We start from the raw sequence: 16,502 nt of genomic DNA on the forward strand, positions 1-16,502 counted from the left end.
TATAAAAAAGATTGATTAAAATACAGTAGAGCTTCGGAAAAAGGAAAGACGCAAGTTATATAGATAGTTGTCCATTGGAAGGACACGCAAATGTACATTGTAAGCGGCGGAGCGCGTCTTCTAATACGGAGCGTGGACAGCCGAGATTTAAACGAATGTGCTGCTCACCGCCGGCACCAAATTTTTCCCCAGGCTCTACAATGATTTTTCCTTTTGTCTCTAATAATTCCATTCGTTCACTTTGTGTTAGTCCAAGTTTGGAGCAGTCAATCCAAAGTAAGAACGTACCATCTGGCTGAATGACGGATAGTTTTGGAATATGCTGTTTAATAAAGTCACATGCAAATCGTGCATTCTCTTCTATATAAGCTAACAGATCTGCTAGCCATTCATTGCATTCTGTGTACGCACTTTGCATTGCTGCGTAAGCAAATGTGTTTAAGCCATGAAAGCCTTGGCGATGCTGTACAGCGGTAAAGGCATCTCGTAGTTTTTCATTTGGAATAATAATAACCGATGCTTGCAGCCCAGCAATATTAAATGTTTTACTTGGGGCGATGCATGTAACAGTTCGCTTCGCTAAGTTTGGTGATAAAGAGGCAAGTGGAATATGCTTACGTCCATTAAAGATAATGTCAGCATGAATTTCGTCTGCAATGACGGTTACATCATATAATTCGCAGAGCGCACCGAGTTGTGTTAACTCTTCCGCTGTCCATACACGTCCAATTGGATTGTGAGGACTGCACAAAAACATCAGTTTTATACCTTGCTGAAATTGTTTCTCTAACTGTTCAAAATCCATTTTGTAAACACCGTTTTCTAAGCGCAGCGGATTGGTCAACACTTGGCGCCCATTTGTTGTTACCATTTCGAAAAATGGTGGGTATACAGGTGGTTGTACAAGCACTGAATCTTGCTTTTCAGTAAAAGCTTGTACAGAAACACTAAGTGCAGGAACGATGCCGGCGCTAAAGACAAGCCATTCTTTTTCAATAACCCAATTGTATTGTGTTTTTACCCAATGACAAATTGCTTCTTTTACTTGTTCACTTGAAGTGTTATAACCGAAAATAGGATGTTGTAAACGTTTTGTTAAAGCATCTTGAATGGGTGAGGGAACAGGGAAGTCCATGTCTGCAATCCAGGCATGAAGAAGTTCCTCGTTTTTATGTGTATCCCATTTAACGGAGTTTGTTCCGCGGCGATTTATCATTTCGTTAAAGTTCCCCATATTTGTTACTCCTTTCAATAATAGCTAAAAAAACTGAATGTTCTTCCATTTCTTCTAGCATAGCTGATATGATACGATAAAGAAAAGTGGAAAATAAGGAAAAGGTGGGAAGTGTATGGGGACATATGAGAAGATGGTAGACTTTGTGAAGAATTGGGACCCGTTTCAAATGGGGCCAGAATTTTATGAAACAGAAGCAAGCGACATCGTCTATATTGTAAGTACATTTGATGACGCAAAATATATCGCAAAGAAAATACAGCACATTTATTTAATATCATTTGATAGAACATTACCTATTGAAAAATGTCAATGGTTAGCGGAACAATTGTTATTATTAAAAGGCGGCGGAAGCTGTAGTTTATAGTTTTTTCTGTAAAGGCGGATATCGAAAAGTGTAGGAATGAGAACTTTTCAATATCCGCCTTTTGGTTCATTAATTTGCTAAAAAAGTCATAATTTCTTCGCATACGTGCTCTGGTTTTTCTTCAGGTAATAAATGTCCTGTATTTTCATAAGAGATAAAGTGCGAATGGGGCAGGTCGTTGTGTAGACGGTGTCCAACTTCAATAGGAACAACACGGTCTTTTTCTCCCCAGATGAGCAAAGTAGGTGTTGTGATTGTTTGCAAGTCTTTTGAAGTTAAGTCTCCTTCGCGATCTCTAATCATGCGCGTTAGTGCAGGAAAGATGCGGTTATCATAAAAAGGCGCTGCATAGCCTTGCATCATTTCGTCATCGATTAAAGAATGATCATGAACAACATTCATTAAATTATGGATGATGCCTCGCCTTACAATCCAATTCTTTACGTATAAATGAAAGAACGGTAAGTAAGAAGTGTAGATAAGTGGCAGCTTCGCCCGTGATAAATAACTTGAACTGCATAAAAGGACTGTCTTTTGAATGAAGTCAGGCCGCAATTTGTTTACATATAGCGCAATTTGTCCCCCCATCGAATGACCTACTAAAATAACGTTTTTTGTTTGTAAATGTTCCATTAGTTCAATGACAATTGTTGCGAGGTTCTGGTAGGAATATGTGAAATGATAGGATTTATCGCTTTTTCCAAATGGCGGTAGATCCAGAGCGATTACATTCCCTTGCTTTGTTAATAGGGGAATGAGGCGCCGATAGCTAAAGGTTGAAGAGAGAAACCCATGAATTAAAACAAATGTTGGTTTTTCTTCGGTATTGAAAGACTGGTAGAGCTCATAATGAATCGTCATCCCTCTTGTAGAAAAGGTGAAGTGAGGGAGTTGAACTTCGTTTTCCATCTTCATCACTCCGTTGTTTTTTGTTCATATCATCTCCTTCTTAGGTAGGAATTATCCTAGAGGATCGAGAAGGAAAAGCGGTAGTAAAAGAGAATTTTTTTAGAGGAATTGAAAGCTTACATTAACGAAGAATTAGGAGAGTTTACATGAACAATGATTATCAAATCCGAATTGAAACGGTTATAAAATATATTGAAGATCACTACGCTGAAAAAATTGATCTTGATTCATTAGCACAAGTATCGCACTTTTCTAAGTATCATTTCAGCCGGATTTTTAAAGCGATGATTGGTGAAACCCCGATGTCTTTTGTCAATAAAAAACGCCTTCAAAAATCGATATACTACTTAACGGAAACGAACAAATCAATATTAGAGATAGGTAATCTCTGTGGTTTTGAATCTGCTTCTACATTTCATGCGTTATTTAAAAAGCACTTTCATATCGTTCCTACTGATGTTAGGAAAAATAATTTTCATAATAGCAATATTTCGTTATATATGAGCAAGAATCGAGAAGAGATGTCTACCTCCGTTTGCTACGCTAATGATAGCAACAATAACTTGTTAAGGAGGATATGGACAATGAATATCACGATTAAGGAATTACCAGATTATGAAGTAGCGTATGTGAGGCACGTTGGGAGCTATTTAGAAACGTTTCGTGCATGGAGTAAATTAGGGGAATGGGCACATAAACATGGGATTGACCAAACAAAATATTCGATTGGAATTTCATTAGATGATCCTAATTTTGTTGATGAATATGCTTGTCGCTACGATGCGTGCGTAACAATCCCGAGAGACTTCTATAAAGAAAATGATGAAGACATACAATATAAAACTTTACAAGGAGGCACTTACGCTTTGTATCAGTTTTATGATACTCTCGATAAATTTGCCCTTGCTTATCAAAGTATCTTTGGGCAATGGCTCCCTAATAGTGAATACGATGCAGATGATAAACCGTGCCTTGAATTTTGCATGAATAATCCGGCAGCTGATCCAGAAGGAAAAGCAAAGGTAGACTTATACATTCCCGTTAAAAAAAGAGTATGAACAATGAAGCGCCTGTTTGTCAAAACAGGCGCTTCATTTGTTATTTTAGTTCATTTACAACGTTTGGTGGTGTATGGCTTTGTAATCCAGCTACTAAGTTTTTTGCTGCTGTCATTGCCATAGTTCGGCGTGTTTTTAACGTCGCCGAACCAATGTGAGGGAGCGTCACGACATTTTGTAGAGATAACAACGGGTTATCCTTTTCGATTGGTTCTTGTGTAAATGTATCAATGCCTGCCGCAAAAATTTTCTTTTGCTGCAGCGCTTCAATTAATGCAGTTTCATTTACTGTTTTCCCGCGGGATGCATTAATAAAAATGGCCGTTTTTTTCATCATATTGAATTCTTTTTCTCCAATTAGATGATACGTTTCTTCCGTTAATGGTGTCAGAAGAACGATAAAATCTGCGTTTTGCAGTAACGAGTTTAATTCGCAATATGTTGCGCCTATCTCCTGTTCTGCTTTTTCTTTCCGGCTCCGATTGTAGTATAAAACGTCCATATCGAAGCCGAATTTTGCGCGTTTTGCAACGACTTCTCCGATGCGTCCCATACCGATGATTCCAATCGTTTGATGGTGAACATCGAAGCCGAAATGCTCTTTGCCAATTTCTGCATTCCATTTTCCTGACTTTACGTAACAATCAAGTTCACAAACGCGGCGAGATGCAGATAACATTAATGCAAAGACAAGGTCAGCAACAGTATCATCTAACACGTATGGTGTATTTGTTCCAATTACGTCTCTTTGCTTCATAGCTGCGATATCGAAGTTATCATAGCCGACAGAAATGTTACTTACTACTTTCAACTGAGGAGCTGCTTCGAGTAATTCATCATCAATCATAGCCCCAAAATTTAATAGTCCATGTTTATCTTTTATTTTCTCTAATAAGACATGGCGCGGAATTTTTTCATTACCATCCCACTTTTCATATTCATAATGCTCACCAATATATTTTTCAACAAATGCAGGCACTTTTTCTGCAATGTAGACTCTTTGTTTCATAGCTCCAGCTCCTTTCTAAATGTATTGTCACATAATTCCTTAAAAAAATCTTCTTTTCAAATTGGAAAAGCTGTCTGTATAATTTAGAAAATATACAAAAAGGAAAGGGAGATTGCAATGACAGAAAAAGAGTTAGAATTGTTAGCTTGTCTTGAGAAAAATAGTCGATTATCGGAAGAAACATTAGCCAAAATGTTAAACATAGATGTAGAAGAAGTAATAGCAATCCTTGAAAAATTAGAAAGAGAAAAAGTGATTGTCGATTATGTAACACTGATTGATTGGACAAAGGTAAAAAAACATACAGGTTTAACGGCAATGATTGATGTGAAAGTGACACCGAAGCATGGCGTTGGATTTGATGCAGTAGCAGAACAAATTTACCGATATCCAGAAGTGAAGTCAGTGTATTTAATGTCAGGGACATATGACCTTTCCATTACAATAGAAGGAAGAGGAATGGCTGAAGTTGCAACGTTTGTAGCGGAGAAGTTAGCGACAATTGAATCTGTCGTATCAACGACAACGCATTTTATTTTGAAAAAGTATAAACATGAGGGAATTATATATGAAAACAAAGATGATGATAAACGAATTGTGGTGGCACCATGAGTAAATTTGAATTATCAAAAGTAGCACAATCCTTACAACCATCCGGTATTCGTAAGTTTTTTGATTTGGCTGCCGGTATGGAAGGGGTTATTTCATTAGGAGTTGGGGAGCCTGACTTTGTAACACCTTGGAATGTAAGACAAGCATGTATTCGTTCATTAGAAGAAGGATATACAGCCTATACTGCGAATGCTGGGTTATTAGAGCTGCGCGAAGAAATTTCAAAATATTTACACAAACAATTTTCAGTCGATTATGATCCGCAAGAAGAGATTATTGTAACAGTTGGGGCGAGTCAGGCGTTAGACGTGGCAATGCGTACCATTGTTAATCCTGGGGATGAGGTAATTATTATTGAACCAAGCTTTGTATCATACGCGCCGCTTGTTACATTAGCGGGCGGTGTACCGGTACCTGTGTCTGCATCTCCAGAGGATGAATTTAAAGTGCAGCCGCAGCAGATTGAATCGGTCATTACAACGAATACGAAAGCGATTTTACTATGTTCTCCAAACAACCCGACAGGAACGCTCTTAAATAAAGAAGAATTGGAGAAACTTGCTGCTATTGTTGAGAAATACAATTTAATTGTATTATCCGATGAGATTTATGCTGAGCTTGTTTATGATGAAACATACACAAGTTTTGCAAGTGTGGCACATATGCGGGATCATACGATTTTAATCTCTGGTTTTTCAAAAGGCTTTGCGATGACAGGCTGGCGCCTTGGTTTAATTGCAGCTCCTAAACATTTTACGGATATTATGTTAAAAATTCATCAATATTCGATGATGTGTGCACCGACGATGTCTCAATTTGCGGCATTAGAAGCGCTACGCTCAGGAGAACAAGAGGTTATTCGAATGCGTGAGAGTTATAAACAACGCCGGAACTTTATGGCAACTTCCTTTAATGAAATGGGATTAGATTGTCATATGCCTGGCGGAGCATTTTATGTATTTCCCTCGATTCGTTCGACGGGATTATCTTCGTCGGAATTTGCTGAACGTTTATTATTAGCAGAAAAAGTCGCGGTTGTACCCGGAAGTGTATTTGGCGAGAGTGGAGAAGGGTTTATTCGTTGCTCGTATGCAACGTCACTTGAACAGCTTATGGAAGCGATGAAACGTATGAAGCGGTTTGTAGAGAATGAAAAAAGGACAAAACGCAATACGTTTTGTCCATAAAAGGGGGGGAATACTAGAAAGCCATGTGTTAGTATTTTATCCCCATATTTGAAGATTTATACATGTAAAAGGAATTTTTTTCATGAATTTTGAATGAAAGTCAACTAGGTGGTATAATTTACTAATACAAAAGGTAAACATATGGGAGTGTTTCTTATGTTAAATAACTATACAACTGGAGTGGTTGTGAAGGGAAAAGTAACAGGGATTCAAGATTACGGAGCATTCGTTGCATTAGATGGAGAAACACAAGGGCTTGTGCACATATCTGAAATTACAAATGGATATGTAAAAGATATTCATGATTTTTTAAAAGTTGGAGACGAAGTGGAAGTAAAGGTACTTTCAGTTGATGAGAAGAACGGAAAAATGAGTTTGTCATTGAAGGCTGCCAAACGAAAACAAGGGAAAGTACGTATTCCAAATCCGTCTGCAAATGGATTTAACACATTGCGAGACAAGTTAACAGAGTGGATTGAAGAATCACAAATTACAAAATAAAAGCAGGGGGCCATGCTCCCTGCTTTTATTCGTGTTACATTATGATATAAAATAATCAAACGTTTCTTTTATCCCGCATCAACGGGCAGTAAGACCCCCACCTCAAGGTTTGGAGAGAAGTGAAAAATATAGGGGGGATAACTGTCTGTAAATGCCCGATTGGTGAAACTAAATACCGGTGAGAAAAGCGTTACTGATGGCTAGTTTCACTTTACTTCGCTTGTAATCAGAATAAAGAAACGTTCGTATGTCGGAAGGTAGTGAAGCATCATAATCTCCGCTTGTTTTTAAAACAAGCGGAGATATGTGTTTTATAATGGAGTTATCGAACTTGACGTGCTTCTGGGTGTGTCCCAAGCTCTTCAGAAGGTTTAAATAATAAACCAAGGTTAATTAAACCTGAAATACCTACGATACCGTAGATAATTCGAGCAAGTGCTGTATCTTGTCCGCCGAAGATAGCTGCTACTAAATCGAATTGAAAGAAGCCAATGAGTCCCCAGTTTACTGCGCCGATAATCGTAAATACTAAAGCGATGCGTTGTAATGTACTCATCTTAAGCAGTCCCTCCTTAAATGATGAAGCGCGAATGAGCGAAGTTTACTCGCTTAATCAAGCTTCTTTTATAGAATGGATACCTTTTGCCCTTCTTATACAAAAAAATTAAATTTCTTATCGGAAAAACAAGAGATATGACGATTTTGTAAAAAAAACAAATTGGGTACGCTTACAATTTGTAGTTCGCTTGATTTACAACGGTGGTTTCGCTAAAGTGAAGACAGAAATACATATACATACTGTATTGGAGGCAAAAAAATGAGCACACATGTAACGTTTGATTATTCAAAAGCATTATCGTTCATTAGTGAACACGAGCTAACATACTTACGTGATATGGTAAAAGTATCACACCATGCAATTCATGAAAAAACAGGAGCAGGGAACGATTTCTTAGGTTGGGTAGAACTTCCTCTTGCCTACGATAAAGAAGAATTTTCTCGCATTCAAAAGTCTGCGGAGAAGATTAAAAATGACTCCGACATTTTACTTGTTATTGGTATTGGTGGTTCTTACTTAGGAGCACGAGCAGCGATTGAAATGTTAAATCATTCTTTCTACAATACGCTATCTAAAGAACAGCGCAAAACGCCACAAGTGCTATTTGTTGGACAAAACATTAGCTCCACTTACATGAAAGATTTGATGGATGTATTAGAAGATAAAGACTTCTCAATTAATGTTATTTCTAAATCAGGTACAACAACAGAACCTGCAATTGCATTCCGTATTTTCCGTAAATTATTAGAAGAGAAATACGGAAAAGAAGAGGCGCGTAAACGTATTTATGCAACAACAGATAAAGCGCGCGGTGCTTTAAAAACATTAGCTAACGAAGAAGGCTACGAAACATTCGTGATTCCAGATGATGTTGGTGGCCGTTTCTCTGTATTAACACCAGTTGGTTTATTACCGATTGCTGTAAGTGGTTTAAATATCGAAGAAATGATGCAAGGGGCAGCTGCAGGTCATGATGATTTTGCAAAATCAGAGCTTGAAGAAAATCCAGCTTACCAATATGCAGTTGTACGTAATGCTTTATACAATAAAGGAAAAACAATTGAAATGCTTGTGAACTATGAACCAGCACTTCAATATTTTGCTGAATGGTGGAAACAATTATTTGGTGAGAGTGAAGGAAAAGATCAAAAAGGTATTTTCCCATCTTCCGCAAACTTCTCAACTGATCTTCATTCTTTAGGTCAATACATTCAAGAAGGACGCCGTGACCTATTTGAAACAGTTCTAAAAGTAGGAAAATCTACACATGAACTAAAAATTGAATTAGATGAGAACGATTTAGATGGATTAAACTACCTTGCTGGTGAAACAGTAGACTTCGTTAACACGAAAGCATACGAAGGAACATTACTTGCACATAGCGATGGCGGCGTACCAAACTTAATCGTAAACATTCCAGAACTAAATGAGTATACATTTGGTTATCTTGTATACTTCTTCGAAAAGGCATGTGCGATGAGCGGCTACCTACTAGGCGTAAATCCATTTGACCAACCAGGTGTAGAAGCATACAAGAAAAACATGTTTGCATTGCTTGGAAAACCAGGATTCGAAGAACTAAAAGCAGAATTAGAAGAACGTTTGAAATAAGAAAAGCGGAAGCGGCTCGTTTAGAATGGGAGGTGGATGGAGCTCCTGACGTAGAGGCGTTTTCTGCCTCGCAGGAAGGCGCGAAGCCACCGATCATTCTAGCCGCTGGAGCTAGACAATAAGAAAAGCGGAGCTGTTGGGATAATCCCAACAGCTTTTTTTGAGATGAATGTGCGTCGAATCGCTGATATATTGAAAAAAACGCCAATATATGGAGTGCGAATTGGGTATGCTAAAAAAAATCTAGAAAGGATGATCCATTTGATTCAGATTCATTCGAAGCTAGAAGGACAGATATTTGCCCTTTTCAAATTGGAAGAAACATTAAAGCCGCTGGGCTATACAATAGGTGGGAATTGGGATTATGAGAAGGGATGTTTCGATTATAAAATAGATGAAGAGGAAGGGTATCAATTTTTACGATTGCCGTTTACAGCCATTGAAGGAGAGTTGGATGTAAATGGAGTTATCGTTCGTCTTGATACACCGTACCTTCTGTCACATGTGTATCAAGACGAATTAGATGATGAAGTGAATACACTTACAGCTGGGATGACGTCTTTTGATCAGTTTGCAGAACCGAAAGATCCAGACGGAGATATTCAAGCAAAATATATTGATGTTGGGAAAGCATTAGTTCGAGAATTAGAAGCATATCTTCTTAATGTTTAATTACAATCAGTAAATCATTTTTTTTCAGAGTAAAGGAATGAGTCGGGTTTATATGATAGTGTCCGTCACGTTGGAGGCCAAGTAAGAGTATATTTTGTTTTAATAAAGCGCAGTTACAATATTCGAATGTTTCACCATCATATTGCTCAGGAATATGCAAGAGTTGTAATTTATCCGCAGTGATTTCATTGTAAATTGTAAATAGTACTTCTGAAATCGAAGGGAATAATAAGGAAGCAGCAAATACATAACTCGTTAATTTATTTCCTTCAATAATTTCTGTTGCACCTGCTCGTTTCGCATTATGAATTTGATCGGAAGTTAACATTTCAACGATACAATATATATTTGGGTTTAATCCTTTCGCTGTTAAGATGGTTAAAATAGAGTGTGTATCAGCAGAGCTCTCGCTTTTTTCTTTGTCAGCTGTAATTAAAATAGTATGCGCAGTATGAATATTTGCTTTAAGTAAAATCTGATCATGATGAGGACAACCTTTAATAAATTGTAGATGATGAAATGACTTCGGCAGTAGAGGGAGTGTTTCATCTATGAGAACAATATCAAGATTTGGTTGTAATACACGCATTTGACTTACTACATGTTTCACACGTTCGTTCCAGCCGACAACAATCATATGTTTATGGCAAGAGGCCGCCTCTTCACCTTTTATTTTCATATATTGTTTACTAATCATTTCGGTAGCGAAAGATACCATATAATAAGAACCGAATCCAGTTCCTAATAAAATGAGAATAATTGCGAGTATTCTTCCTTGTATACTATGAGGAACGTAATCACCGTATCCAACAGTGAATGTTGTGACTAGTGCCCACCATATACCATCGAACCATGTTCGAAAGTGAATGGGTTCTAATTTGTGAATAAGAAATCCAAAGAAGAGAATGAATAAGCCGATTAAGGTGACCAGCCGTAAAATAATAGAATTGCGAAATGTATCCAAAATACTACTTCTTGCATTCAACGTTTGTAGCTCCTCCCGCATCACTAATAGTTATCCCGCTATTAGTGGATAGTAAAACCTCCACTGATTAAAGTTTCACTTTATATTGTTGCCATTATGAAAAAAAGAAAAACCCCCTCATGAGTGAGGGAGTTGTCAGATGCTTTCCACTTCGGTTTGTTGAACGCTATTAAGCTGTTGAATTGCATAGTATACATTAGCTGTACGTATTTTTTGATCAACAGATAGTTTCATTTGCAGAAAATGAGCTCCATTTTCTAGTGTTTTAAGTTTCATATTTTTAACTTTTATATTCATTTTTTTTATGTCTTCGATGACGGTGGGGATATTTTCCATACCATTTACGACGAGGTTTACCGCAATTTCGCGCTGCCTGAGGGATTTTGGGCCTAAAATATTCATAACAAAAGGAATAAGTTCTACGCTAATCATAAGGAAACACATACCAGAAATAGCTTCTAAATAAAAACCGGCTCCCACTGCGATGCCAATTCCTGATGCTCCCCAAATCATGGCAGCAGTAGTTAAGCCTGCGATGCTATCGTTACCTCTACGTAAAATAACTCCCGCTCCTAAAAAACCAATTCCCGATACAACTTGAGCTGCTAAACGGAGGGGGTCCATAGTAATTCTGTTTGAGATAGAGTTCGGTAAATTATAGGCTGCTTCAATTGAAACAACGGTAAGTAAACAACTAATAATAGAAATAACTAAGCAAGTTTTTAAACCTAGTGGTTTTCGTTTTAGTTCACGTTCTAAACCAATTGCAAATCCTAAAATAGCAGAGAGGCCTATCTTAAGTAATAAATCGAAGTGTTCCAATTTGTCTTCCTCCCCCGTCATTTGGTGTAATAGATGAACTGATATTTTCAGTATATGGTACAAAAAAGGAAAGTTGGACACTTTTTATAAAAAATATTGAAAAAGGGTGTTGCGTTTTGAAAATCATCATGCTATATTAATAAACGTCGCTGATGCACGAAAGCAGAAAGCAGACAAAAAAGAAATAAAAAAACGTAGTTGACATCAAAAAACAAAGATGTTAACATGAGGAAGTCGCAATTGAGCGATGGATAAGTTCTTTGAAAACTGAACGAAACAAACAACGTGAAACGTCAATTTTTATTTATGATGCTAGACAAACTTTATTGGAGAGTTTGATCCTGGCTCAGGATGAACGCTGGCGGCGTGCCTAATACATGCAAGTCGAGCGAACCGATTAAGAGCTTGCTCTTAAGAAGTTAGCGGCGGACGGGTGAGTAACACGTAGGTAACCTGCCTATAAGACTGGGATAACTCCGGGAAACCGGGGCTAATACCGGATAACATTTTGCACCGCATGGTGCGAAATTGAAAGGCGGCTTCGGCTGTCACTTATAGATGGACCTGCGGCGCATTAGCTAGTTGGTGAGGTAACGGCTCACCAAGGCGACGATGCGTAGCCGACCTGAGAGGGTGATCGGCCACACTGGGACTGAGACACGGCCCAGACTCCTACGGGAGGCAGCAGTAGGGAATCTTCCGCAATGGACGAAAGTCTGACGGAGCAACGCCGCGTGAACGATGAAGGCTTTCGGGTCGTAAAGTTCTGTTGTTAGGGAAGAACAAGTGCTAGTTGAATAAGCTGGCACCTTGACGGTACCTAACCAGAAAGCCACGGCTAACTACGTGCCAGCAGCCGCGGTAATACGTAGGTGGCAAGCGTTATCCGGAATTATTGGGCGTAAAGCGCGCGCAGGTGGTTTCTTAAGTCTGATGTGAAAGCCCACGGCTCAACCGTGGAGGGTCATTGGAAACTGGGAGACTTGAGTGCAGAAGAGGAAAGTGGAATTCCATGTGTAGCGGTGAAATGCGTAGAGATATGGAGGAACACCAGTGGCGAAGGCGACTTTCTGGTCTGTAACTGACACTGAGGCGCGAAAGCGTGGGGAGCAAACAGGATTAGATACCCTGGTAGTCCACGCCGTAAACGATGAGTGCTAAGTGTTAGAGGGTTTCCGCCCTTTAGTGCTGAAGTTAACGCATTAAGCACTCCGCCTGGGGAGTACGGCCGCAAGGCTGAAACTCAAAGGAATTGACGGGGGCCCGCACAAGCGGTGGAGCATGTGGTTTAATTCGAAGCAACGCGAAGAACCTTACCAGGTCTTGACATCCTCTGACAACCCTAGAGATAGGGCTTCCCCTTCGGGGGCAGAGTGACAGGTGGTGCATGGTTGTCGTCAGCTCGTGTCGTGAGATGTTGGGTTAAGTCCCGCAACGAGCGCAACCCTTGATCTTAGTTGCCATCATTAAGTTGGGCACTCTAAGGTGACTGCCGGTGACAAACCGGAGGAAGGTGGGGATGACGTCAAATCATCATGCCCCTTATGACCTGGGCTACACACGTGCTACAATGGACGGTACAAAGAGTCGCAAGACCGCGAGGTGGAGCTAATCTCATAAAACCGTTCTCAGTTCGGATTGTAGGCTGCAACTCGCCTACATGAAGCTGGAATCGCTAGTAATCGCGGATCAGCATGCCGCGGTGAATACGTTCCCGGGCCTTGTACACACCGCCCGTCACACCACGAGAGTTTGTAACACCCGAAGTCGGTGGGGTAACCTTTTGGAGCCAGCCGCCTAAGGTGGGACAGATGATTGGGGTGAAGTCGTAACAAGGTAGCCGTATCGGAAGGTGCGGCTGGATCACCTCCTTTCTATGGAGAATTGATGAACGCTGTTCATCAATATAAGTTTCCGTGTTTCGTTTTGTTCAGTTTTGAGAGAACTATCTCTCGAAAATATATGTTCTTTGAAAACTAGATAACAGTGTAGCTCATATTTTTTTAATTTTGGTTAAGTTAGAAAGGGCGCACGGTGGATGCCTTGACACTAGGAGTCGATGAAGGACGGGACTAACACCGATATGCTTCGGGGAGCTGTAAGTAAGCTTTGATCCGGAGATTTCCGAATGGGGAAACCCACCATACGTAATAGTATGGTATCTTTATCTGAATACATAGGGTAAAGAAGACAGACCCAGGGAACTGAAACATCTAAGTACCTGGAGGAAGAGAAAGCAAATGCGATTTCCTGAGTAGCGGCGAGCGAAACGGAATCTAGCCCAAACCAAGAGGCTTGCCTCTTGGGGTTGTAGGACATTCTATACGGAGTTACAAAGGAACGAGGTAGACGAAGCAGCCTGGAAAGGCTCGTCATAGAAGGTAACAACCCTGTAGTTGAAACTTCGTTCCCTCTTGAATGTATCCTGAGTACGGCGGAACACGTGAAATTCCGTCGGAATCCGGGAGGACCATCTCCCAAGGCTAAATACTACCTAGTGATCGATAGTGAACCAGTACCGTGAGGGAAAGGTGAAAAGCACCCCGGAAGGGGAGTGAAAGAGATCCTGAAACCGTGTGCCTACAAATAGTCAGAGCCCGTTAACGGGTGATGGCGTGCCTTTTGTAGAATGAACCGGCGAGTTACGATCCCGTGCGAGGTTAAGCTGAAGAGGCGGAGCCGTAGCGAAAGCGAGTCTGAATAGGGCGTTTAGTACGTGGTCGTAGACCCGAAACCAGGTGATCTACCCATGTCCAGGGTGAAGTTCAGGTAACACTGAATGGAGGCCCGAACCCACGCACGTTGAAAAGTGCGGGGATGAGGTGTGGGTAGCGGAGAAATTCCAATCGAACCTGGAGATAGCTGGTTCTCCCCGAAATAGCTTTAGGGCTAGCCTTAAGTGTAAGAGTCTTGGAGGTAGAGCACTGATTGGACTAGGGGTCCCCATCGGATTACCGAATTCAGTCAAACTCCGAATGCCAATGACTTATCCTTAGGAGTCAGACTGCGAGTGATAAGATCCGTAGTCAAAAGGGAAACAGCCCAGACCGCCAGCTAAGGTCCCAAAGTGTGTATTAAGTGGAAAAGGATGTGGAGTTGCTTAGACAACTAGGATGTTGGCTTAGAAGCAGCCACCATTTAAAGAGTGCGTAATAGCTCACTAGTCGAGTGACTCTGCGCCGAAAATGTACCGGGGCTAAATACACCACCGAAGCTGCGGATTGATACCTATGGTATCAGTGGTAGGGGAGCGTTCTAAGTGCTGTGAAGTCAGATCGTAAGGACTGGTGGAGCGCTTAGAAGTGAGAATGCCGGTATGAGTAGCGAAAGACGGGTGAGAATCCCGTCCACCGAATGCCTAAGGTTTCCTGAGGAAGGCTCGTCCGCTCAGGGTTAGTCAGGACCTAAGCCGAGGCCGACAGGCGTAGGCGATGGACAACAGGTTGATATTCCTGTACCACCTCTTTATCGTTTGAGCAATGGAGGGACGCAGAAGGATAGAAGAAGCGTGCGATTGGTTGTGCACGTCCAAGCAGTTAGGCTGGTAAGTAGGCAAATCCGCTTACCGTGAAGGCTGAGCTGTGATGGGGAAGCTCCTTATGGAGCGAAGTCTTTGATTCCCCGCTGCCAAGAAAAGCTTCTAGCGAGATAAAAGGTGCCTGTACCGCAAACCGACACAGGTAGGCGAGGAGAGAATCCTAAGGTGTGCGAGAGAACTCTGGTTAAGGAACTCGGCAAAATGACCCCGTAACTTCGGGAGAAGGGGTGCTTTCTTAACGGAAAGCCGCAGTGAATAGGCCCAAGCGACTGTTTAGCAAAAACACAGGTCTCTGCGAAGCCGTAAGGCGAAGTATAGGGGCTGACACCTGCCCGGTGCTGGAAGGTTAAGGAGAGGGGTTAGCGCAAGCGAAGCTCTGAACTGAAGCCCCAGTAAACGGCGGCCGTAACTATAACGGTCCTAAGGTAGCGAAATTCCTTGTCGGGTAAGTTCCGACCCGCACGAAAGGTGTAACGATTTGGGCACTGTCTCAACCAGAGACTCGGTGAAATTATAGTACCTGTGAAGATGCAGGTTACCCGCGACAGGACGGAAAGACCCCGTGGAGCTTTACTGTAGCCTGATATTGAATTTTGGTACAGCTTGTACAGGATAGGCGGGAGCCTTTGAAGCCGGAGCGCTAGCTTCGGTGGAGGCGCTGGTGGGATACCGCCCTGGCTGTATTGAAATTCTAACCTACGGGTCTTATCGACCCGGGAGACAGTGTCAGGTGGGCAGTTTGACTGGGGCGGTCGCCTCCTAAAAAGTAACGGAGGCGCCCAAAGGTTCCCTCAGAATGGTTGGAAATCATTCGTAGAGTGCAAAGGCATAAGGGAGCTTGACTGCGAGACCTACAAGTCGAGCAGGGACGAAAGTCGGGCTTAGTGATCCGGTGGTTCCGCATGGAAGGGCCATCGCTCAACGGATAAAAGCTACCCCGGGGATAACAGGCTTATCTCCCCCAAGAGTCCACATCGACGGGGAGGTTTGGCACCTCGATGTCGGCTCATCGCATCCTGGGGCTGTAGTCGGTCCCAAGGGTTGGGCTGTTCGCCCATTAAAGCGGTACGCGAGCTGGGTTCAGAACGTCGTGAGACAGTTCGGTCCCTATCCGTCGTGGGCGTAGGAAATTTGAGAGGAGCTGTCCTTAGTACGAGAGGACCGGGATGGACGCACCGCTGGTGTACCAGTTGTTCTGCCAAGGGCATAGCTGGGTAGCTATGTGCGGAAGGGATAAGTGCTGAAAGCATCTAAGCATGAAGCCCCCCTCAAGATGAGATTTCCCATAGCGTTAAGCTAGTAAGATCCCTGAAAGATGATCAGGTTGATAGGTTCGAGGTGGAAGCGTGGTGACACGTGGAGCTGACGAATACTAATAGATCGAGGACTTAACCATATAATATGAAGCAAGTGTTATCTAGTTTTGAGAGAACATAAA

At 41.4% G+C, this 16,502-nt stretch carries 13 protein-coding genes and 2 rRNA genes; 9 read left to right on the forward strand and 6 right to left on the reverse strand.

Features of this window, described 5'->3' with window-relative positions:
- Positions 1-55 precede the first annotated feature (55 nt).
- Positions 56-1,234 carry a MalY/PatB family protein gene (locus AB1280_RS20805; protein ID WP_272191404.1) on the reverse strand — a complete coding sequence of 393 codons (1,179 nt, stop codon included), beginning with the start codon at positions 1,232-1,234 and terminating at the stop codon, positions 56-58.
- 115 nt (positions 1,235-1,349) lie between these two features.
- Here AB1280_RS20805 and AB1280_RS20810 point away from each other — a divergent pair, with 115 nt between their 5' ends.
- The gene (locus AB1280_RS20810; RefSeq protein ID WP_429756858.1) at positions 1,350-1,601 is read left to right on the forward strand and encodes a DUF1871 family protein; all 252 of its coding nucleotides are present in this window, start codon (positions 1,350-1,352) and stop codon (positions 1,599-1,601) included.
- 69 nt (positions 1,602-1,670) lie between these two features.
- Here AB1280_RS20810 and AB1280_RS20815 read toward each other — a convergent pair whose 3' ends face one another.
- Complete coding sequence (locus AB1280_RS20815; protein ID WP_272191402.1) at positions 1,671-2,510, reverse strand: alpha/beta fold hydrolase; 840 nt, start codon at positions 2,508-2,510, stop codon at positions 1,671-1,673.
- Between the two features lie 146 nt (positions 2,511-2,656).
- Here AB1280_RS20815 and AB1280_RS20820 point away from each other — a divergent pair, with 146 nt between their 5' ends.
- The gene (locus tag AB1280_RS20820; RefSeq protein WP_429756859.1) at positions 2,657-3,568 is read left to right on the forward strand and encodes an AraC family transcriptional regulator; all 912 of its coding nucleotides are present in this window, start codon (positions 2,657-2,659) and stop codon (positions 3,566-3,568) included.
- 40 nt (positions 3,569-3,608) lie between these two features.
- Here the strand turns inward: AB1280_RS20820 and AB1280_RS20825 are convergent, their stop codons facing one another.
- Positions 3,609-4,577, reverse strand: coding sequence for a 2-hydroxyacid dehydrogenase (locus AB1280_RS20825; RefSeq protein WP_429756860.1), 969 nt, complete (start codon positions 4,575-4,577; stop codon positions 3,609-3,611).
- A gap of 117 nt (positions 4,578-4,694) precedes the next feature.
- On the opposite strand from AB1280_RS20825, the gene AB1280_RS20830 reads away from it, so the two are divergent.
- The 3 genes from AB1280_RS20830 (at position 4,695) to yugI (ending at position 6,877) form a co-directional block, all read left to right on the forward strand.
- Positions 4,695-5,189 (forward strand): Lrp/AsnC family transcriptional regulator, encoded by a 495-nt coding sequence (locus AB1280_RS20830; RefSeq protein ID WP_429756861.1) that lies wholly within the window; start codon positions 4,695-4,697, stop codon positions 5,187-5,189.
- On the forward strand, positions 5,186-6,376 hold the full coding sequence (locus AB1280_RS20835) for an aminotransferase (protein WP_429756862.1): 1,191 nt from the start codon (positions 5,186-5,188) through the stop codon (positions 6,374-6,376). Before AB1280_RS20830 ends, AB1280_RS20835 begins: the two co-directional genes overlap by 4 nt.
- A gap of 156 nt (positions 6,377-6,532) precedes the next feature.
- Positions 6,533-6,877 (forward strand): S1 domain-containing post-transcriptional regulator GSP13, encoded by a 345-nt coding sequence (gene yugI / locus AB1280_RS20840; protein WP_272191397.1) that lies wholly within the window; start codon positions 6,533-6,535, stop codon positions 6,875-6,877.
- Between the two features lie 322 nt (positions 6,878-7,199).
- Here the strand turns inward: yugI and AB1280_RS20845 are convergent, their stop codons facing one another.
- Complete coding sequence (locus tag AB1280_RS20845) at positions 7,200-7,433, reverse strand: DUF378 domain-containing protein (RefSeq protein ID WP_035433268.1); 234 nt, start codon at positions 7,431-7,433, stop codon at positions 7,200-7,202.
- Between the two features lie 261 nt (positions 7,434-7,694).
- On the opposite strand from AB1280_RS20845, the gene AB1280_RS20850 reads away from it, so the two are divergent.
- Both AB1280_RS20850 and AB1280_RS20855 read left to right on the forward strand, forming a co-directional pair.
- A complete protein-coding gene (locus AB1280_RS20850) occupies positions 7,695-9,047 on the forward strand; it encodes a glucose-6-phosphate isomerase (protein ID WP_429756863.1) in 1,353 nt (450 codons plus the stop codon).
- Positions 9,048-9,308: 261 nt separating this feature from the next.
- Positions 9,309-9,719, forward strand: coding sequence for a YugN-like family protein (locus AB1280_RS20855; protein WP_429756864.1), 411 nt, complete (start codon positions 9,309-9,311; stop codon positions 9,717-9,719).
- On the opposite strand, the gene AB1280_RS20860 is transcribed toward AB1280_RS20855, so the two are convergent.
- A complete protein-coding gene (locus tag AB1280_RS20860; RefSeq protein WP_429756865.1) occupies positions 9,709-10,704 on the reverse strand; it encodes a potassium channel family protein in 996 nt (331 codons plus the stop codon). The two genes, AB1280_RS20855 and AB1280_RS20860, sit on opposite strands and share 11 nt — an antisense overlap.
- 135 nt (positions 10,705-10,839) lie before the next feature.
- Positions 10,840-11,526 carry an MgtC/SapB family protein gene (locus AB1280_RS20865; RefSeq protein WP_429756866.1) on the reverse strand — a complete coding sequence of 229 codons (687 nt, stop codon included), beginning with the start codon at positions 11,524-11,526 and terminating at the stop codon, positions 10,840-10,842.
- Between the two features lie 323 nt (positions 11,527-11,849).
- On the opposite strand from AB1280_RS20865, the gene AB1280_RS20870 reads away from it, so the two are divergent.
- Positions 11,850-13,400, forward strand: a 16S ribosomal RNA gene (locus tag AB1280_RS20870).
- A gap of 137 nt (positions 13,401-13,537) precedes the next feature.
- Positions 13,538-16,460: ribosomal RNA gene (locus AB1280_RS20875) — 23S ribosomal RNA — on the forward strand.
- The 16S and 23S rRNA genes sit together here, the layout of an rRNA operon.
- The last annotated feature ends 42 nt before the right edge of the window (positions 16,461-16,502 follow it).

The sequence above is a fragment of the Bacillus sp. S10(2024) genome (assembly GCF_050473865.1).
Taxonomy (GTDB): domain Bacteria; phylum Bacillota; class Bacilli; order Bacillales; family Bacillaceae_G; genus Bacillus_A.